This window comes from Lentibacillus kimchii (assembly GCF_042666895.1).
In the GTDB taxonomy this organism is placed as follows: Bacteria; Bacillota; Bacilli; order Bacillales; family Amphibacillaceae; genus Lentibacillus; species Lentibacillus kimchii.
Map to the genome: position 1 here is coordinate 1 of NZ_JBHTGR010000057.1, position 18883 is coordinate 18883.

17 protein-coding genes and 2 tRNA genes are annotated in these 18883 nt (G+C 43.6%); 18 read left to right on the forward strand and 1 reads right to left on the reverse strand.

Annotated elements, in window-relative coordinates:
* Positions 1–213 precede the first annotated feature (213 nt).
* The 7 genes from racE to ACFQU8_RS12275 all read left to right on the forward strand — a co-directional run bounded on the left by racE (position 214) and on the right by ACFQU8_RS12275 (position 4597).
* Positions 214–1026, forward strand: coding sequence for a glutamate racemase (gene racE, locus ACFQU8_RS12245; protein WP_382360588.1), 813 nt, complete (start codon positions 214–216; stop codon positions 1024–1026).
* A gap of 115 nt (positions 1027–1141) precedes the next feature.
* On the forward strand, positions 1142–2254 hold the full coding sequence (locus tag ACFQU8_RS12250) for a GerMN domain-containing protein (protein ID WP_382360591.1): 1113 nt from the start codon (positions 1142–1144) through the stop codon (positions 2252–2254).
* A 140-nt stretch (positions 2255–2394) separates the two neighbouring features.
* A complete protein-coding gene (rph, locus tag ACFQU8_RS12255; RefSeq protein WP_382360594.1) occupies positions 2395–3162 on the forward strand; it encodes a ribonuclease PH in 768 nt (255 codons plus the stop codon).
* Positions 3159–3761: an XTP/dITP diphosphatase gene (locus ACFQU8_RS12260; protein ID WP_382360597.1), complete on the forward strand. Its 603-nt coding sequence runs from the start codon at positions 3159–3161 to the stop codon at positions 3759–3761. The genes rph and ACFQU8_RS12260 overlap by 4 nt, the downstream gene beginning before the upstream one ends.
* Before the next feature lie 9 nt (positions 3762–3770).
* Positions 3771–4283 (forward strand): metallophosphoesterase family protein, encoded by a 513-nt coding sequence (locus ACFQU8_RS12265; RefSeq protein ID WP_382360600.1) that lies wholly within the window; start codon positions 3771–3773, stop codon positions 4281–4283.
* 155 nt (positions 4284–4438) lie between these two features.
* Positions 4439–4509, forward strand: a tRNA-Gly gene (locus ACFQU8_RS12270).
* Between the two features lie 14 nt (positions 4510–4523).
* A tRNA-Arg gene (locus ACFQU8_RS12275) sits at positions 4524–4597 on the forward strand.
* Positions 4598–4731: 134 nt separating this feature from the next.
* Here the strand turns inward: ACFQU8_RS12275 and ACFQU8_RS12280 are convergent.
* On the reverse strand, positions 4732–4965 hold the full coding sequence (locus ACFQU8_RS12280) for a helix-turn-helix domain-containing protein (protein ID WP_382360603.1): 234 nt from the start codon (positions 4963–4965) through the stop codon (positions 4732–4734).
* Positions 4966–5302: 337 nt separating this feature from the next.
* Here ACFQU8_RS12280 and ACFQU8_RS12285 point away from each other — a divergent pair, with 337 nt between their 5' ends.
* The 11 genes from ACFQU8_RS12285 (at position 5303) to hemL (ending at position 18839) form a co-directional block, all read left to right on the forward strand.
* Positions 5303–6286 carry a tetratricopeptide repeat protein gene (locus ACFQU8_RS12285; RefSeq protein ID WP_382360606.1) on the forward strand — a complete coding sequence of 328 codons (984 nt, stop codon included), beginning with the start codon at positions 5303–5305 and terminating at the stop codon, positions 6284–6286.
* Between the two features lie 144 nt (positions 6287–6430).
* The gene (gene tig / locus ACFQU8_RS12290; RefSeq protein ID WP_382360608.1) at positions 6431–7717 is read left to right on the forward strand and encodes a trigger factor; all 1287 of its coding nucleotides are present in this window, start codon (positions 6431–6433) and stop codon (positions 7715–7717) included.
* Positions 7718–8003: 286 nt separating this feature from the next.
* Positions 8004–9284: an ATP-dependent protease ATP-binding subunit ClpX gene (clpX, locus tag ACFQU8_RS12295; RefSeq protein WP_382360611.1), complete on the forward strand. Its 1281-nt coding sequence runs from the start codon at positions 8004–8006 to the stop codon at positions 9282–9284.
* 216 nt (positions 9285–9500) lie between these two features.
* Positions 9501–11822 carry an endopeptidase La gene (gene lon, locus ACFQU8_RS12300; RefSeq protein WP_382360614.1) on the forward strand — a complete coding sequence of 774 codons (2322 nt, stop codon included), beginning with the start codon at positions 9501–9503 and terminating at the stop codon, positions 11820–11822.
* Positions 11819–12400 (forward strand): ribosome biogenesis GTP-binding protein YihA/YsxC, encoded by a 582-nt coding sequence (yihA, locus tag ACFQU8_RS12305; RefSeq protein ID WP_382360617.1) that lies wholly within the window; start codon positions 11819–11821, stop codon positions 12398–12400. The genes lon and yihA overlap by 4 nt, the downstream gene beginning before the upstream one ends.
* 207 nt (positions 12401–12607) lie before the next feature.
* The gene (gene hemA / locus ACFQU8_RS12310; protein ID WP_382360620.1) at positions 12608–13972 is read left to right on the forward strand and encodes a glutamyl-tRNA reductase; all 1365 of its coding nucleotides are present in this window, start codon (positions 12608–12610) and stop codon (positions 13970–13972) included.
* A 123-nt stretch (positions 13973–14095) separates the two neighbouring features.
* Positions 14096–14812, forward strand: coding sequence for a cytochrome c biogenesis protein CcsA (gene ccsA / locus ACFQU8_RS12315; protein ID WP_382360623.1), 717 nt, complete (start codon positions 14096–14098; stop codon positions 14810–14812).
* Positions 14813–14833: 21 nt separating this feature from the next.
* Positions 14834–15763 (forward strand): hydroxymethylbilane synthase, encoded by a 930-nt coding sequence (hemC, locus tag ACFQU8_RS12320; protein ID WP_382360626.1) that lies wholly within the window; start codon positions 14834–14836, stop codon positions 15761–15763.
* Complete coding sequence (locus ACFQU8_RS12325; RefSeq protein WP_382360629.1) at positions 15763–16533, forward strand: uroporphyrinogen-III synthase; 771 nt, start codon at positions 15763–15765, stop codon at positions 16531–16533. The genes hemC and ACFQU8_RS12325 overlap by 1 nt, the downstream gene beginning before the upstream one ends.
* A 14-nt stretch (positions 16534–16547) precedes the next feature.
* Positions 16548–17528, forward strand: coding sequence for a porphobilinogen synthase (gene hemB, locus ACFQU8_RS12330; RefSeq protein WP_382360632.1), 981 nt, complete (start codon positions 16548–16550; stop codon positions 17526–17528).
* Positions 17529–17549: 21 nt separating this feature from the next.
* Positions 17550–18839, forward strand: coding sequence for a glutamate-1-semialdehyde 2,1-aminomutase (hemL, locus tag ACFQU8_RS12335; protein ID WP_382360635.1), 1290 nt, complete (start codon positions 17550–17552; stop codon positions 18837–18839).
* The last annotated feature ends 44 nt before the right edge of the window (positions 18840–18883 follow it).

The window sequence follows — 18883 nt, forward strand, 5'->3', positions numbered from 1 at the left end:
TGTTTTAGTTCAACTACCATTATACAAGATTTGGGGAGGTACTTCCTTTTTTACGTTTTTAAGTCCTTGCGCCGCAAGGGCTATGAATTATGAAATTCGCTCACCTGATAGTTTGTCTTAATAACTGCGATGTGTATTCGGCTGTGTTATACTCTATTAAGTCTGAGTGAATGTATGATTGAAACAACCATAACAGCATGAAGAGGCGATTATGTGAGTCAGAATATAGGTGTCGTCGATTCCGGGGTTGGCGGCCTAACCGTCGTACATGAGTTGATGCGCCAGCTGCCGGGTGAAAGTTTAATCTACTTAGGTGATACGCTGCGATGTCCATATGGGCCGAGGTCCGAAACGGAAATCAAACGCTTCACTTGGGAAATGGTACGTTTTTTACTGCCTAAATCTATTAAAATGCTCGTCGTTGCGTGCAATACTGCGACAGCGTTTACATTAAAAGAACTTCAAGAACAATTACCGATTCCAGTGATTGGTGTTATTAAGCCTGGAGCACGAGCGGCTATTAAGTATACTGAAAACAGTCATATTGGCGTGATTGGAACAGAAGGGACAATCAGAAGTCAGGCTTATGCATCGGCACTGAAGCAAATTAATCCTGAAGTCTCCGTCGATTCCCTGGCTTGTCCGTCATTTGTTCCAATGGTTGAGCAGGGTGTCATGTCAGGAGACAACGCTGACAATATTGTATCTCAGTCCTTGCAGCCTCTGCAGAGAAATAATCGTATTGATACGTTAATTCTTGGCTGCACGCATTATCCTTTAATTAAGCAAACGATTCAAGAGGTTATGGGTCATAACATAGCCGTTATTTCATCGAGTGAGGAGACTGCGCGTGAGGCCAGTACCATTCTGGAATTTTATGATCAGTTAGTTTCAGGAACAGTACCGCCAGCTCATCGTTTTTACACAACAGGCGATATTGGTCACTTCGCCAAAATGACTGAATCCATTTTCAAAACATCAGTTGACCGATTCCAGGCTGTGACCATTGAGCAAGCCATTATTTAGAGCCCTTTTGATATTATCTTTCAAACAGGGTTCTAATTTTTTTGTGCTTAAATTGGTCTAAAATCTGTATTGGCTCGTATATATAATAGTACAAACCATCGTAGGAGGGTAAAACATGCTGAAGCGCACATTATTGCCATTGAGCCTGGCAGTGCTGATGATGATTATATTAACGGGCTGTTTTCAAGGGGAACAATCATTGGATAATGAAGAAATGGATCCGCCGCCAGATGCCGAAGCAACTGATGATAAAAAGGAGAAAACTGATGAGGGTGAATCGGATGAAAATAAAGATGGTGAAGGAAAGGAAAAGAAATCAGAAAATCAAGATAATAAGACATCGGAAACAGTCGAAAGACAACTCTATCTATTTGATGCCAATGGAATGGTAGCACCCCAAAAACTGGAAATACCTGAACCGGATTCAAAAGCAGTGGCTGAGCAATCACTGGAGTATCTTGTGAAAGATGGCCCGGTTACGTCGCTCCTGCCAAACGGGTTTGAAGCTGTACTGCCGGCAGGGACTGAGATTCTGGGGCTTAATTTAGAAGAGAATGGCACAATGATTGTTGATGTTTCCAAGGAGTTCGAAAATTATAAGGCAGAAGATGAATTGGAAGTTCTTGAAGCGATGACATATACGTTAACACAATATGATACTGTCGATGAAATGAAACTGCGCATTGATGGGAATCCACAAGAGTCCATGCCAGTTGATGGAACGCCTATTGCGGACGGTTATTCAAGGGCTAATGGCATTAATCTGGTTCAGAACGGTACTGTTGACTTGCTGGGCAGTGAATCTGTAACTTTGTATTATCCGTCCGCCCAAGGTGATAATAAGTATTTCGTACCAGTAACGGAACATATCAATGTGGATAGTGACCATGTTTATGAATCAGCAGTGCAGGCATTAATGCAGGGACCCGCAATGGATACGAATTTGCAGCATGTTTTCAACCAGTCTGTGGAATTAACGAGCCATCCGGAATTAGATGATGATGGTGTATTAGAAATGGTATTCAATCAGGAAGTGCTGGAGGACAACGATGATGCCATCATTTCGAATGATGTCATGGGGACGCTTGTTCGTACTTTAACACAGGATAAGGAAATTGAAGCGATTGATGTCAAAGTTGAAGATGTTGAAACATTATTTAATGAAAATGGAAAGGCCTATACAGAGCCGGTTACAGTGCAATCATTTACAGGCATAGAAAAACTCTAGTATGTATATTGCTTAGCGTTACTAAAGACTGTGCTCAGCAGTCTTTTTTCTTTTTCTGGCAGAGCAATTCATAATTTATGTTTACGGGTAAAAAATATGTTAATATATAAACTGACGCATTATGAAGGAGGTTAGGGTCAGTGAGACATGATCAGCGAGACTATAATGAATTACGACCGATCACCATAACGCCAGGGTATATTAAACATCCGGAAGGTTCCGTTATGATTGAATGTGGTGATACGAAAGTTATTTGTAATGCAAGTATTGAAGATCGGGTGCCTCCTTTTATGCGGGGTCAGAAAAAAGGCTGGATCACAGCAGAATATGCCATGCTTCCAAGAGCAACACAGCAGCGTAATGTACGTGAATCGTCCAAAGGCAAGGTAAGCGGACGCACAATGGAAATCCAGCGTTTAATCGGACGTGCATTAAGATCAGTTGTCGATCTGAAACAAATTGGTGAACGTACTGTCTGGGTGGATTGTGATGTCCTGCAGGCAGATGGCGGCACGAGAACCGCATCCATTACCGGTGCTTTTGTTGCTGTGGTATTGGCATTTGATAAGCTTCTGCAGAATGGGACCATTAAAAAAATGCCCGTGACAGAATTTATGGCAGCTGTTTCGGTTGGTATTGCGCCCGATGGGACAGCTTTGCTTGATTTAGACTATGAAGAGGACTCTGAAGCAGCTGTTGATATGAACATTGTGATGACAGGGGCGAATGAGTTCATTGAAATACAGGGAACCGGCGAGGAAGCGACTTTCACAGGCGGACAGCTGCAAACCATGCTCGGACTTGCCGAAAATGGTATGCAAGAATTGAATGCTGTGCAGAAAACGATACTTGGGACGTCTGCTGAACGAATTGGTGAAACAAAACAAACAAAGGAAGATACGCCTTGAACGAGATTATAATTGCCACAAAAAATGCAGGTAAAGCAAATGAATTTAAAACCTTTTTTTCCAGGTATTCAATAAATGCCATCTCGCTTCCGGAATTGTCTCAGGAAATCGCCGATATTGAGGAAACGGGTACAACTTTTGCGGAAAATGCAGCTTTAAAGGCAGAACAGATTGCTGAATGGCTGCAGAAACCTGTCTTGGCTGACGACTCAGGACTTGTCATCGATGCGTTGGATGGACGTCCTGGCATTTTTTCAGCGAGATACGCCGGAGAACCAAAAAATGATCAAACAAATATTGATAAAGTACTGCACGAACTGGACGGAATCGACATGCCTGACCGGACCGCTCACTTTGTTTGTGTACTGGCCGTGGCCATCCCTGGTGACGCAACCATTTTTAAAACAGGCTTCTGTGAGGGGATAATAAATACTGAGCAAGCAGGTGTCAACGGTTTTGGTTATGATTCGGTGTTTATTCCTGATGGTTATACGCAAACAATGGCAGAGCTTTCTTCAGATGAAAAAAACCGGATCAGCCATCGTCGTAAGGCCATGGATCAATTGGAAACATGGGTTCAGACATATGCAGCCAACTGAGGTGATACAATGACAAGCGTTTTAATTGTCAGTGACAGCCACGGTTCAACAGAGGAATTGAAAACGATTGTGCAACGGCACCGCCCTGATTATCAAATTCACTGCGGTGATTCGGAATTGGAAATGGATGATCCAGCACTGAAAGGATTCATTAAAGTAGGCGGCAATTGTGATATAGATGCTAGATACCCAGAGGAACAAGTCAGCACTATTGAGGATATAACATTTTTTATCGCACACGGACATCTCCATGAGGTCAAAACAAACCCGATTGCAATTGCGTACCGGGCTGAAGAAGAACATGCGCAAGTCGTTTGTTTTGGCCATACACATATGGCAGGTGCAGAGAAAATTGGCAATCAAATCCTTATTAATCCAGGAAGTATTCTTCTGCCCCGGGGACGAAGCGAGAAAACATATGTGCTAATGGACTGGGACAAGCCGGACAGCATTGATATCTATTTCTATACAGCGGATGGTGACCTTGTTCAAGACTTATCAATGACAGTCTCTTTATCATAATCGGCTGGCCGGCGAGATGAAGTGAAGAAATCGGCAGTCTTGTCGATTTCTGCAGCCATCCGTTTCAGCATATAAAAAGAAATGTTATATACAGATATCTATTGACAAATTGCCAGGAAATAAATATAATTAACGTTGTCTGTAAAAGGTTACATGCGAGTGTAGTTTAGTGGTAAAACCTCAGCCTTCCAAGCTGATGTCGTGGGTTCGATTCCTATCACCCGCTCTATGTATCAAAATGTCCCAGTAGCTCAGGTGGATAGAGCAATAGCCTTCTAAGCTATAGGCCGCAGGTTCGAGTCCTGCCTGGGACACTTCATTAAAAAGAGCCTGAATCTCTTGCCATATAAGGGTTCAGGCTCTTTTATATACTGAGATATCCAATCCATATCAGTCAAGTAACTGACGGTCAGTTATACATGGCATCAGTCCGTGCTTTCACTATCTTTTATGAAGGTATGTAGGTGAAGAGATCGCCTACATCACAGTTCAACTCCTTACAAATGCGCTCAACTAAAGGAACTGGAATACGGTCGTTGTTTCCTTGGTATAATTGGCGTACACTTTCGTACCGGTAGCCTATTCTTCTTGAAAATTCCCGGATGGAAATATCTCTGGAGTGTAATAATTCCTTCAAGTTCGATTTGATCATGGTTGTTTCTCCTTTTAAGTTTAAGTTCATGTCTATTTTGCCTTCGACTCGTTTTCGTCAGTCAGAAAGTCAATACTAAAAATGACTGACTCTAGTTTATTAGGCTTTCTATCTAAATGAAAGATGGCATCGACTTGTCTGCGGATACCACCACTTATTTCGCTCGCAAAGTTAGGGGGATTTCAAAACAAATTATACCCATGGCGTCGACGCTAAATGCGGCTTAATACTTTAGAAATAGTCAGGTATAATAATATTCATTTTAACGCAGCACTTATATATGGTACTATATAGCCAGCATGCTGCAACTGCTGACCAGTTATAAGGAGATTGGATCTTCCAGATTCCTGCTGAAAGGAGTGAATTTATGGCGAATCCGCCGGAAAATGTTATTCTTTTTCCAAAGTGGCGCTGGCGTTTAGAAGATGAGAGTCTTTTGGCTATCAAGGAGAAAAGATATGAAGACGCCCTGGAAAAGCTTAATGAGTTAATTGACTTCGGCATCTATAATCAGGAAATTAATATTGGCCGGCTGATATGCTTGATGGAATTGAATCGTTACCAGGAAGCACAAGACTTTTGTGAAACGCTTTTAACTTGGCATGACGATCATTACTATGACTACATTCATATCTACTTGACGATATTATTCCAGACAAATCAATATGAATTACTGATGAATCAAGCTGACCGGGAACTGGCTTCAGGAAAAGTCCCGGACGATATGACCAAACAGTTCAGGCAGCTGCATGCTGTCAGCAGAAGACTGCGCGAAGAGATCCGGGCGGAAAAGACGACCGAATACATAAACGATTTATTCCGGTCCGTCGAAGAAGCAAATCATGTTCGGCAATATGCACTTGTTGAACAGCTCCGCAAGCTGTCCATTGAACCAACAGATCAAGTGCAGCCATTGCTCGCTGATGACCGTGTGAATCCAGTGACCAAGACAGCCATTTTTGTTTGGTTTCAGGAAACAGGGGTTTCGGAAAAAATTCATATACATAAATTAGGGGCAGATCTGACGGTTGCCCCAGAACAAGTACCGCCGCTGCGTACCCATCCTGTGATGCAGGAGGTATCCAGGATCATCGATGATCAGGAACAGGAAAATCCAACTCTTTTTCAATTTATGGCTCAGCTGTTGCGGCATTATCTTTATGTGCGCTATCCATTTATGCCACATGAAGCTGATGGCGGATCGATTGCGGACGCCCTGATGGCAATTGGGAAAGATTATTTGCAAAAACCTGCAAACACCCGCACAAATGAAGGGAAGCCTGTATCTAAATACGTTGATGAGATCAAAACATGCGAAGCAATCTATTCGACTGTTATAGATGAGGCCTAGACTTAATCAAAGGTCTGCCATACTTGAAAGGCGGTCTATTTATGTTATAATGAGTTGGTGCAAAATGACGCATAACCATTTGAATGAAATATTGAGGACTTTTATTATGTTATGTAAGGACTAATAGATTTTGGAGGGTATGTTATGTCAGCAAATTGGGAAAAACAGGAAGGGAATCAGGGTGTCCTGACATTTGACGTCAGTGCAGATGAGTTCGATAAAGCACTGGACCAGGCGTTTAAAAAAGTTGTCAAAGATGTGGAGATCCCGGGTTTCCGTAAAGGGAAAGTACCTCGTAAATTGTTTGAATCACGATTCGGTGTTGAGTCCCTGTATCAGGATGCTGTGGATATCGTGCTGCCTGATGCTTATTCCAAAGCTGTGGACGAAACGGGTATTGAACCAATAGAACAGCCGGATGTTGATATTGACCAGATTGAAAAAGGAAAAGACCTTATCTTCAAGGCTACTGTTAACGTCAAACCCGAAGTGACATTAGGTGATTATAAAGGACTGGAAGTAGAAGAACAGTCCGTTGAGGTTACAGACCAGGATGTTGAAGATGACATTGAACAGCAGCGTGAACAGCAAGCTGAGCTGGTCGTTAAAGAAGAAGGCAGTATTGAGCAAGGCGATACCGCGGTAATCGACTTCAAAGGCTATGCCGATGGTGAGGCATTTGAAGGCGGAGAAGCCCAGGATTTCTCATTGGAGATTGGTTCAGGCCAGTTAGTTCCAGGTTTTGAAGAAGCTTTAGTCGGAAAGCAGTCAGGCGAGGAAACCGAACTTCAGCTGACGTTCCCTGAAGATTATCATGCTGAGAATCTGGCAGGCAAAGAAGCGGTGTTCGAGGTTAAAATACATGATATTAAAACAAAAGAACTGCCAGATTTGGATGACGAGTTCGCTAAAGACGTTGATGAGAACATTGAAACGCTGGACGAGCTGCGAGAGAAGAAAAAAGAAGAATTGCAGAGCCAGCGCGAACAGGATGCTGAGAATCAAAAGCGTGAAAGTTTGATCCAGCAAGCCACTGATAACGCTGACGTGACGATTCCGGATGCAATGGTCGAAACGGAATTGGACCGTATGCTGCAGGAATTTGAACAGCAGCTCCAATCACAGGGCATGACTTTGGATATGTACTACCAATTCTCTGGGCAGGATAAAGAAGCTCTGAAAGACCAGATGCGTGAGGATGCTCAGAAACGTGTCAAAACGAATTTGACGCTGGAAGCTGTTTATTATCAGGAAAACCTGGAAGTCACCGATGAAGATGTTGATAAAGAAATCGACAAAATGGCCTCGATGTATGGTACAGATGCTGATCAGCTGAAACAAATGCTCGGCGGAAATACCGATGCACTTAAAGAAGAATTGAAGGGAACAAAATCGATTGAGTTTTTAGTTGACCATAGTCAAACGGTCTAACCCTGACTTTAAGTTAATAAGATGTTAAAACAAGGTGCGGTGTTACGCACCTTGTTTTAAACTGTTAGGTTATTTTTGTTATCTATCCTGTACTCTTGGCATACGCTAATGAAAGAATGAAACAGCCAACGATATGCCAGTCTTTCTGGATCTGCTGCCAATTTAAGTAAAACGACGTTTGAAAAAGCGTTATTATTTTGTTTTCGCATAGTCATTTGATATGATGACGATAAGTTAATGAAGGTCATATGACAAGTAGCAGATTTAAACTTTAGGAGTGAAATGCATGTTTAAATTTAATGAAGAAAAAGGGCAATTGAAATGCTCATTTTGCGGAAAGGGTCAAGACCAGGTTCGCAAGTTAGTAGCTGGCCCAGGTGTTTATATATGTGATGAATGTATTGAACTTTGCACTGAAATTGTAGAAGAAGAACTGGGAACGGAAGAGGCAACGGAATTTGAAGAATTGCCTAAGCCGAATGAGATTAACGGGATGCTGAATGAATATGTCATCGGTCAGGATGAAGCTAAAAAGAACCTGTCTGTAGCGGTTTATAATCATTATAAACGAATCAATGCACCCAAAAATAATGCCGATGATGTTGAACTGTCAAAGAGTAACATTGCTATGCTTGGCCCGACCGGCTCCGGTAAGACACTGCTGGCGCAAACTTTGGCACGGATTTTGAATGTTCCTTTTACCATGGCAGATGCTACTTCGCTGACAGAAGCTGGCTATGTCGGTGAGGATGTGGAAAACATTCTGCTGAAGCTGCTCCAGACGGCTGATTATGATGTTGAAAAAGCTGAAAAAGGTATTATTTATATCGATGAAATTGACAAAGTTGCCCGTAAATCGGAAAATACGTCCATCACACGTGACGTATCCGGTGAAGGTGTTCAGCAGGCTCTCTTGAAGATACTGGAAGGTACAGTTGCCAGTGTGCCGCCACAGGGTGGTCGTAAGCATCCGCATCAGGAATTCATTCAGATTGATACAACGAATGTTCTGTTTATTGTCGGTGGTGCTTTTGATGGTATTGACCAGATCATTAAACGCCGTCTTGGGAAAAAGGTTATTGGTTTCGGTTCGGATGATGCCCAGCAGGATATGGATGACAGTGAATTGCTGCAGCAAATCCTGCCGGAAGATCTCTTGCAATATGGGCTGATACCTGAGTTCATCGGAAGAATTCCGGTTGTTGCCAGTCTGGCACAGCTGGATGAGAATGCACTGGTCGACATTCTGACACAGCCGAAGAACGCTCTTGTTAAGCAATATGAAAAACTGTTTGAAATCGATAATGTTGATCTCGAGTTTGAAGATGAGGCTCTCCGGTCAATAGCGAATCGGTCAATCGAACGGAAAACGGGTGCACGCGGGCTGCGTTCCATCATTGAAAGTATCATGCTTGATGTTATGTTTGAGATACCGACACGCGAGGATCTTAGTAAATGTATCATCACAAAAGATACGGTCGAGAAAAAGAACGGGCGTCCTAAGGTCGTATTCCAGGACGGCACGGTTCAGGATGAAAACGAAAAACTTCCCAAAGAAAGTGCTTAAGTCAACAAATTAACTGAAATGAGTCAGAGACTGGCATTTATTTGACTTCGCTCAAGATGGCATTTCAGGAGCAGAAGTCCAATAGTTGGTGTCAGTCTCTTTCTATGTTGTATGCTGAATACATGAGCTAACGTCAGCTCTCACATATTTCGAATGATAAATGGCTGCCTGCAGATTAGAGCTTGAAACCCAGTCTTGATGGAGGTACCTTACAAAATGACTAAAGAATCGATACAACTTCCTCTTCTACCATTGCGCGGGCTGCTTGTTTTCCCTTCCATGGTGCTGCATATCGATGCTGGCCGTGATAAATCAGTCGCTGCTCTGGAAAAGGCTAAGATGGAAGATAAGACGATTTTCCTTGCGGCCCAGAAGCAAGTGAGTGTTAAGGAGCCTGGACCCAGCGATGTTTATCCAGTGGGAACAGTCGCGTATATTAAACAGATGATGACACTTCCCAATGGAACGATAAGAATCCTGGTGGAAGGTCTTTATCGCGCGGAAGTCAACCAATTTACAGATGACGATAAAATGCTCGCAGTTGACATCAATGAACTGACAGATGAACACGATGATGCGGATGAAGAGGAAGCATTAAAGCGTTCCTTGCTCAACCAATTTGAGCGATACATAAATGTCTCAGAAAAACTGACAAACGAAACACTGGCTGCTGTTTCTGATATTCAAGAACCAGGCAGACTGGCCGATATTGTAACCTCACATTTGTCTCTGAAAATACCAGACAAGGAAAATCTTTTGGGAATGGTGAATGTCAAAGAACGTTTGAACCATTTGCTGGAGTTGCTTTCAAACGAGAAAAATGTACTGGATCTCGAAAAACAGATTGGACAGCGTGTCAAACAGTCGATGGAAAAAACGCAAAAGGAATATTATTTGCGGGAACAGCTAAAAGCTATCCAGACGGAATTGGGTGAGAAAGACGGCAAATCCGGAGACGCTGAAGAGCTCCGTGAAAAAATTGAGGCTTCTGATATGCCCGGCCGGGTAGCTGATGCGGCCAGAAAAGAACTCGCACGATTTGAAAAAGTCCCCCAAAGCTCAGGGGAGAGTTCGATCATTCAAAATTATATTGAGTGGCTGGTGGCATTGCCATGGACAGTTCAGACCGAAGATACGTTTGAAATTGATCGAGCTGAAGCAACGCTCCATGAGGATCATTATGGACTTGAAAAAGTAAAGGAACGTGTGCTTGAGTATCTGTCCGTTCGAAAACTGACTCAATCGATTAAGGGTCCGATTCTGTGTCTGGTCGGTCCGCCTGGTGTTGGTAAGACATCACTGGCTCAATCGATCGCCCGCACGATTAACCGGCATTTTGTTCGCATGTCGCTCGGGGGTGTTCGTGACGAAGCTGAAATTCGTGGACACAGACGTACTTATATTGGTGCGATGCCCGGTCGTATTATACAAGGAATGAAAAAAGCAGAAACGGTTAACCCCGTGTTTTTGCTCGATGAAGTGGATAAAATGGCCAGTCATTTCAATGGTGATCCGTCGTCTGCGATGCTTGAAGTGCTGGATCCGGAACAGAACAATCAGTTCAGCGACCACTACATTGAAGAAACGTACGATTTATCCAATGTCATGTTTATTACGACGGCTAACGATGCAGGCAGCATACCGGAACCACTGCGGGATCGTATGGAACTGATTACCATTTCCGGCTATACTGAAATTGAGAAATTACACATCGCTAAAGATCACTTATTGCCGAAGCAGCTGATGGAAAATGGATTGGGCAAAAGTGACCTGCAGATCCGTGAAGAAGCACTGTTGAAGTTAATTCGAATGTACACACGTGAAGCAGGTGTTCGCGGCTTGGAACGGCAGCTGGCTAATCTCTGCCGGAAAGCGGCGAGAATCATGATTTCCGGTGAAAAAAAGCGCGTTATTGTCACGGAGAAGAAATTAGAGGAACTTCTGGGTAAACCGCTTTTCCGATATGGACAAATGGAAGAAGAGAATCAAATTGGAGCAGCAACAGGGCTCGCTTATACGACGGCTGGCGGTGACACGTTATCGATTGAAGTATCACATTATCCCGGGAAGGGCAAATTAACTCTCACCGGGAAACTAGGTGATGTCATGCAAGAATCTGCCCAGGCTGCCTTCAGCTATATCCGGGCGCGTGCAGAAGAACTCGAAATTGACCCGGACTTTCATGACAAATATGATATTCATATTCATGTTCCCGAAGGTGCCACGCCCAAAGACGGACCTTCAGCTGGCATCACGATGGCTACAGCTCTTATATCGGCTCTGACAGGACGGGTTGTTAAGAAAGAAGTAGGCATGACGGGAGAAATAACACTGCGTGGTCGTGTATTACCGATAGGCGGATTGAAAGAGAAATCATTGAGTGCCCATCGTGCTGGGCTCACGACCATTATTATTCCAGAAGACAACGCCAAAGATATCGAAGACATACCCACAAGTGTGCGTGACGCGTTAACCTTTATCAAAGTTAATCACTTAGACCAAGTGTTAACACATGCACTGACGGAGGAGAAAACATGAAAGTAACAAATGCTGAAATCGTCATAAGTGCCGTGAGCCAAAAACAGTACCCGGCTGACAAGCTTCCTGAGATCGCTCTGGCCGGCCGTTCCAATGTCGGGAAATCGTCATTTATCAATAAGCTTATTCAGCGAAAAAATCTGGCCCGTACCTCCTCAAAGCCTGGCAAAACACAAACGTTGAATTTTTATAAAATCAATGACCTATTCTACTTTGTTGATGCTCCTGGTTATGGTTATGCCAAAGTATCGAAACAGGAGCGTCAAAAGTGGGGTGTCATGATGGAGGAATATTTTGCGACGCGTGATGTGCTGAAGGCTGGTATGCTGATAACGGATATACGACATGAACCGACTGATGGAGATGTGCAGATGTATGATTACTTGAAATACTTTGAACTGCCGGTTTTGATCGTTGCAACGAAGCTTGACAAAATCTCAAAAGGCAAGCGCGCTAAACATTTGAGCCAGACAACTCAAGCATTCAATATTGAACCTGAGGATGCGATTATACCCTTTTCCGCTGAAACGGGTGAGGGAAAGGATGACGTCTGGCGCAGAATCAGACAATATATCTGATTAGATATGATCCTTCCGGTATACCGGAAGGATTCGTATCTAACCTAATAGTATTTAAGCTGATATTTTGAAATTTCTATGGGCTAGTGACGGAATGCTTTATTCAACACGTGTTTGGGTTTCAAAGTCCGTTCACATTTTAAATAACGTTCGACGTCTATTCATGTTATAATAAAGATTAACTGATGTTTTGTTGGGGGTATAGCAATGGATTTACTTAAAGTTGGTTTTGATTATAAATCAGCCCCTCTGGAAATCAGAGAACGGTATGTGATTTCTGAAGATAAGCTCGATCAGGCAATGGTGCAGCTCAAGAGACAAAAAAGTATTCTTGAAGATGTGATTATCTCCACGTGCAATCGGACGGAAGTTTTTGCTGTAGTTGATCAGGCTCATACAGGGCGTTATTATATTAAACAGTTTTTGGCTGATTGGTTTCAGGTTGACTTGAGTTTTTTGTCATCTTATCTGCGTATAGCTGAAGGTGACGAAGCAGTTGATCACTTGTTCCGTGTGACAACCGGACTGGACTCAATAGTCTTAGGCGAGACCCAGATAATAGGCCAAATGAAGGCTGCTTTTTCTACGGCACAAAAACAACAAACGACTGGAACGATTTTTAATGAATTGTTCAAACGAGCAGTTACGTTTGCCAAAAAAGTTCATAAAGACACAACCATTGGCCAGCAGGCAGTATCGGTCAGTTATGCCGCGGTGGAACTTGCCAGGAAGATATTTGGTGATTTACAGAAACGGCATGTCGTTATTCACGGTGCTGGTGAAATGGGCGAACTAGCCGCGAAAAACATGCATGGATCAGGAGCTTCTGACATCACTGTTGTTAACCGGACATTTGCCAAGGCCGAGTCTCTGGCACAAACTTTTCAGGGTCAGGCGAAACCGATTGAACAACTGCAGGAACAACTGCAGAATGCGGATATTCTGATTAGCTCAACAGCTTCTGATTCTGTTGTATTAACCAGAGACTTTATGGAAACCGTGCAGCGAAAACGCAAAGGGCGGCCACTTTTCATGGTTGATATTGCTGTTCCAAGAGACATGGATCCAAAAATTGGCGAGCTCGATGATGTATTTTTGTATGATATTGATGATCTGCAGCATGTCGTTGACGAAAATCTGGCATCCAGAAAAGCAGCTGCAGAAGGTGTTGAAACAATGCTTGATGATGAGATTGCTGCTTTTAATGAATGGGTCCAGACACTGGGCGTTGTTCCAGTTATATCGGGACTTCGAAAGAAAGCACTGGCCATTCAAACGGAAACGATGAAAAGCATTGAGCGGAAAATGCCTGACTTAACTGAACGTGAAAAAAAGGTCTTGAATAAACATACAAAAAGCATTATCAACCAGCTGTTAAAACAGCCGGTAACACAAGCAAAAGAGTTAGCTGCAGCTGATAGAAAAGAGGAAGCGCTCCAGCAATTTATTGCGACTTTTGGAATAGAAGATGAAGTTAATGAGGAATCAGAGAGACAGGCGGAAAAATACAGCAGTACGAATTTAAATGAACATACGCCTTCTCCGGCTACGAACAGTTTATCATCGCCTTAACAGGAAAGGGTTGCTGTTATGGACGCAGTTAAATGGTTTCAGGAAATAATACTGGTCATTTATAGTTTGAGTCTCGTAGGGTATTTTATCGATTTTATACAACCCGACCGGAGGGTCAGCAGAATGGCCTTCTGGCTCCTGTGTGTGGTTTGGCTCTTGCAAACGGTGTTTTTATTGCAGCAAGTTTTTGTAGAAAAAGGCTTTCCGGTCTTAACGCTGAATGACGGGCTTTTGTTTTATTCCTGGATTCTTATTTCTTTTTCACTTGTTATCAGTAAATTTTCACGTGCTCAGTTAACGCTGTTCTTTTTGAACTTGCTTGGGTTTTTTACGCTTTTATTCTCGATCTCAGCCAAAATGTCAGAGCAAGCGCCTGAACAAGGGGCTGGCCTGATTCATGAGATGCTGATAGCGCATATCACTCTGGCCTTCGCTGCGTATGGTTTTTTCACCGTTTCGTTTATTTTTTCTCTCATGTATCTTATTCAATACAGGCTTTTGAAACGGAAAAAAGGTTTTCGCTGGGTATGGCAGATTGGTGATCTGTCTCAGCTCGATACGTACTCGTTTAAAGCTATAACGCTCGGGGTTCCATTACTAACGATTGCAATCGTACTCGGGGTAACCTGGGCGTATTTTGCCGGCGCTGAATTTTACTGGTTTGATCTGAAAACGCTCGGATCACTGCTTGTTCTCGGACTCTATGTCCTATATCTTGTGCTGAGATTAGGTAAAGGCTATCAGGGAAAAGCTATTTCCAGCTATAATTCGGCAGCCTTTCTGCTTTTATTAATTAATTTCTTTCTGTTTAGCAGTTTATCGAACTTTCATCTGCCGTAGAAGACGTAAGGAGGATTCCGGATGCGTCAAATTGTCGCAGGAACGAGAAAGAGCAATCTTGCCCTGACCCAGACAGATTGGGTTATTGATCAATTGAAACAAGCTGGTATTACGAACGATATTCAGGTTGAAAAAATTGTCACACAAGGTGACCGGATTTTGAATGTAACCTTGTCTAAAGTTGGCGGCAAAGCGCTGTTTGTTAAGGAAATTGAAAAGGCCATGTTCAACAAGGAAATTGATATGGCTGTCCATAGTATGAAGGACGTCCCATCAGAAATGCCTGAAGGGCTCGTTATCACAACGATTCCGGTCAGAGAGGATCACCGTGATGCCTGGATTGCCAAAGATGACATTCCATTGAAAGACTTACCGGCAGGATCCATTGTTGGTACCAGCAGTTTAAGGCGTAAGGCTCAAATACTGGCGGAACGCCCTGACCTGGAGATCAGCTGGATCAGGGGAAATATTGAGTCACGCATCCGGAAATTGTATGAAGAAGACTATGATGCTATTGTACTGGCTGTTTCCGGGTTAAAACGTGTTGGTTTAAGCGAGGAACTGATTACTGAGTATTTGGAGCCTGACGTATGTGTTCCTTCTGTCGGACAGGGTGCACTGGCGATTGAGTGCCGGGAAGAAGATTACGAGCTGCGCGACCTTTTAGCTCTCATTCATGATCAGGAAACAGCACAAACGGTGACGGCGGAAAGAACACTCCTCAAAATACTTGAAGGCAGCTGCTCGGTACCGGTTGGCGGTCACGCACGGCTGGAAAATGGTGATATTCATATGACGGCGTTTGTTGGCACAACCGATGGTGAAACGCTGTTACGGGAAAATGTGCAGGGAACGGATCCGGAAGAGGTTGGCGCAGAAGCAGCGAATAAATTAATCGGTCGCGGTGCTAAAGACATTATTGAGCAGATAAAAGAGGAGCTTGACAGTTAATGGTCTCCGGGTTACAAGGAAAACAGATTCTGATCACCCGTGAGGAAAAACAAGCCAGTGTTTTTGCCGATCAGATTTCGCAGTATGGCGGTGTGCCCGTTCAAGTGCCGCTGCTGAAAATCACTTGTCAGCATCATACGTCCAACAAAGAGCTTCTCCGCAGCCCAGGCACATACAAATGGCTGTTTTTCACGAGTGCTAATGGCGTGTCCTGTTTTTTTAACTTTCTAAGCGAGGAACAGGCAGTGCAGGATTTTACAGCCGGCAGCAAGTTTGCGGCTGTAGGCCGTAAAACGGCACGTGTGCTGGAAAGCTATGGGTATCAGGCTGATTTCATACCAACAACCTATAATGCCGAGACGATGACGCGTGAGTTTTTCTCTGAACACACACAACTGGAAGAACCCGTATTGCTTATCCAGGGCAACTTATCCCGGCGTATACTGCCTGTATGGTTCAACGAACAGGGGATTCGTTATAATACCATGGAGGTGTACAGAACAGACGTTCATCATGAGATGAAAGACCAGCTCAATGCTACAATCACCCAGCAGAGATTTGATGCCATAACATTTACCAGTCCGTCGTCAGTTAATGCCTTCATGGAGATGAAAAACGTTCCGCTTGCAGATGCGACGCCTATCTGTTGTATTGGGACAACAACCGAACAAAGGGCAGCGTCATTTGGATTTCGCAATCTGCTTGTCCCGGAGGAATTTACAATCGGTGGTATGGTGAGGAGACTGGAAACTTATTTTACAAAGAATTGAAAGGACCGATAATCATGCAACAGACATGGGAATTTAAAAGGCATCGTCGTCTGCGTTCATCCGCAGCAATGCGATCGCTTGTCCGTGAAAATCACTTGACTACAGATGATTTGGTTTATCCGCTATTTATTACAGAGGGCGACGCTATCAAACATGAAGTTCCCTCAATGCCAGGCGTTTATCAACTATCGCTTGATCAGCTGAAACAGGAAATGGATGAATTGCAAGCACTCGGTATCAAGTCGGTGATGCTGTTTGGTGTTCCGGATGAAAAAGATGAACAGGGCAGTGGAGCTTACGCGGAAGATGGCATTGTTCAAAAGGCCACACGGCTTATTAAACAAGAGGCACCGGACATGCTCGTCCTCGTTGACACGTGTTTATGTGAGTATACATCACACGGCCATTGCGGCGTGATTCACAATGGTGATGTTGATAATGATAAATCACTGGAACTGCATGCCAAAACAGCTGTTTCACAAGCAGAAGCGGGTGCAGATGTTATTGCCCCATCCAGCATGATGGACGGATTTGTAACGGTGATTCGGCAGGCACTGGATGAAGCAGGATTTGAAAATATTCCAATTATGTCTTATGCGGTCAAATATGCCTCGGCATTCTTCGGTCCATTCCGGGAGGCAGCGGGCAGCGCGCCGCAATTTGGTGATCGCAAGACGTATCAAATGGATCCGTCCAACCGCCGTGAAGCATTAAGAGAAGCAGGGACAGACGTCGACGAGGGTGCAGACTTTTTAATCGTTAAACCTGCTTTATCATTCCTGGATATCGTTCGTGACGTGCGCAATCATTTTGATACGCCGGTTGTTGCTTACAATGTAAGTGGTGAATATGCTATGATAAAAGCAGCTGCATTGAATGGCTGGATTGATGAACAGCAATTGGTTCTGGAGAAATTAACAGCCATGAAACGTGCGGGTGCTGATATCATTATTACGTATTTTGCTAAAGATGCTGCGGCATGGCTTCAAAACTAAATTTTTCTTGAGGTGATCATATTGCGTCAGTTTGACAGATCAAAGGAAGCATATAAACAAGCCGTGAATTTAATGCCCGGCGGTGTCAATTCGCCTCCAAGAGCATTTAAATCAGTAGATATGACACCGATATTCATGGATCAGGGGAAAGGTTCTAAGATATACGATATTGATGGCAATACTTACATCGATTATACGCTTAGCTTTGGGCCGCTCATTTTGGGACATGCTGATGATCGTGTTGTCTCTGGTCTTCAGGAAGCTGTTCAAAAAGGAACAAGTTTTGGTATGCCGACTTTAAAAGAAAATCAACTGGCTGAGCTTATCAAGGAGCGTGTGCCGTCCATAGAAATGCTGAGAATGGTTAACTCAGGGACGGAAGCAACCATGAGCGCCTTAAGAGTTGCCCGCGGTTATACTGGTCGCAATAAAATCCTGAAATTTGAAGGGAACTATCATGGCCACAGTGATTCTCTGCTGATTAAGGCTGGATCTGGAGTAGCAACGCTTGGACTGCCTGACAGCCCGGGCGTTCCAGAGTCAATTGTACAACATACTATTACAGTTCCCTATAATGATATGGACAGTGTACGTTATGCATTTTCCGAATACGGTGATGATATTGCAGCTGTGATTGTTGAGCCGGTTTCAGGAAATATGGGTGTTGTGCCGCCACAGGCTAATTTCTTGCATGATCTTCGGGACATAACGGACGATAATGGTTCACTTCTTATATTTGATGAGGTTATGACCGGCTTTCGCGTTGATTATAATTGTGCTCAGGGGTATTTTGGCGTAACACCTGATATGACTTGTTTAGGAAAAGTGATCGGTGGTGGTCTGCCGGTTGCTGCTTATGGGGGCAGACGTGAGATTATTGAGAAGGTTGCCCCGACTGGTTCGGTTTATCAGGGTGGTACCTTATCAGGAAATCCTTTGGCCATGACAGCTGGTTATGAAACATTAAATGCGCTGGATCAAACAGCTTATGAAGCCATTAATCGTAAAGTGGACAGACTTATTGAAGGATATGAGCAAGCATCGATTGATTATGATATCCCGCTTCAGGTCAATCGGGCTGGATCAATGGTTGGCTTCTTCTTTACAAATGAGCCAGTGATTAATTTTGAAACAGCGCAAAGGGCTAATGTCGATTATTTTGCTCAATATTACCGGATGATGATTGAAGAAGGCATCTTTTTACCGCCATCACAGTTTGAGGGTGTTTTCCTGTCAACGGCTCACACAGATAATGATATCGAGCAAACGATTGAAGCCGCACGTAGAGCATTCTCTAAAATTGAAAAATAACACTGATAAAAGCTATTCCGAAACAGGAATAGCTTTTATTATTA

Excerpts from the sequence above, each read along its gene's own strand:
- ACFQU8_RS12285 (WP_382360606.1), top strand. The coding sequence starts at position 5,303 with ATGGCGAATCCGCCGGAAAATGTTATTCTTTTTCCAAAGTGGCGCTGG.
- ccsA (WP_382360623.1), top strand. The coding sequence starts at position 14,096 with ATGGCCTTCTGGCTCCTGTGTGTGGTTTGGCTCTTGCAAACGGTGTTT.
- yihA (WP_382360617.1), top strand. The coding sequence starts at position 11,819 with ATGAAAGTAACAAATGCTGAAATCGTCATAAGTGCCGTGAGCCAAAAA.
- hemA (WP_382360620.1), top strand. The coding sequence starts at position 12,608 with ATGGATTTACTTAAAGTTGGTTTTGATTATAAATCAGCCCCTCTGGAA.
- hemB (WP_382360632.1), top strand. The coding sequence starts at position 16,548 with ATGCAACAGACATGGGAATTTAAAAGGCATCGTCGTCTGCGTTCATCC.
- ACFQU8_RS12265 (WP_382360600.1), top strand. The coding sequence starts at position 3,771 with ATGACAAGCGTTTTAATTGTCAGTGACAGCCACGGTTCAACAGAGGAA.
- clpX (WP_382360611.1), top strand. The coding sequence starts at position 8,004 with ATGTTTAAATTTAATGAAGAAAAAGGGCAATTGAAATGCTCATTTTGC.
- tig (WP_382360608.1), top strand. The coding sequence starts at position 6,431 with ATGTCAGCAAATTGGGAAAAACAGGAAGGGAATCAGGGTGTCCTGACA.
- ACFQU8_RS12325 (WP_382360629.1), top strand. The coding sequence starts at position 15,763 with ATGGTCTCCGGGTTACAAGGAAAACAGATTCTGATCACCCGTGAGGAA.
- ACFQU8_RS12280 (WP_382360603.1), bottom strand. The coding sequence starts at position 4,965 with ATGAACTTAAACTTAAAAGGAGAAACAACCATGATCAAATCGAACTTG.
- hemC (WP_382360626.1), top strand. The coding sequence starts at position 14,834 with ATGCGTCAAATTGTCGCAGGAACGAGAAAGAGCAATCTTGCCCTGACC.
- ACFQU8_RS12250 (WP_382360591.1), top strand. The coding sequence starts at position 1,142 with ATGCTGAAGCGCACATTATTGCCATTGAGCCTGGCAGTGCTGATGATG.
- lon (WP_382360614.1), top strand. The coding sequence starts at position 9,501 with ATGACTAAAGAATCGATACAACTTCCTCTTCTACCATTGCGCGGGCTG.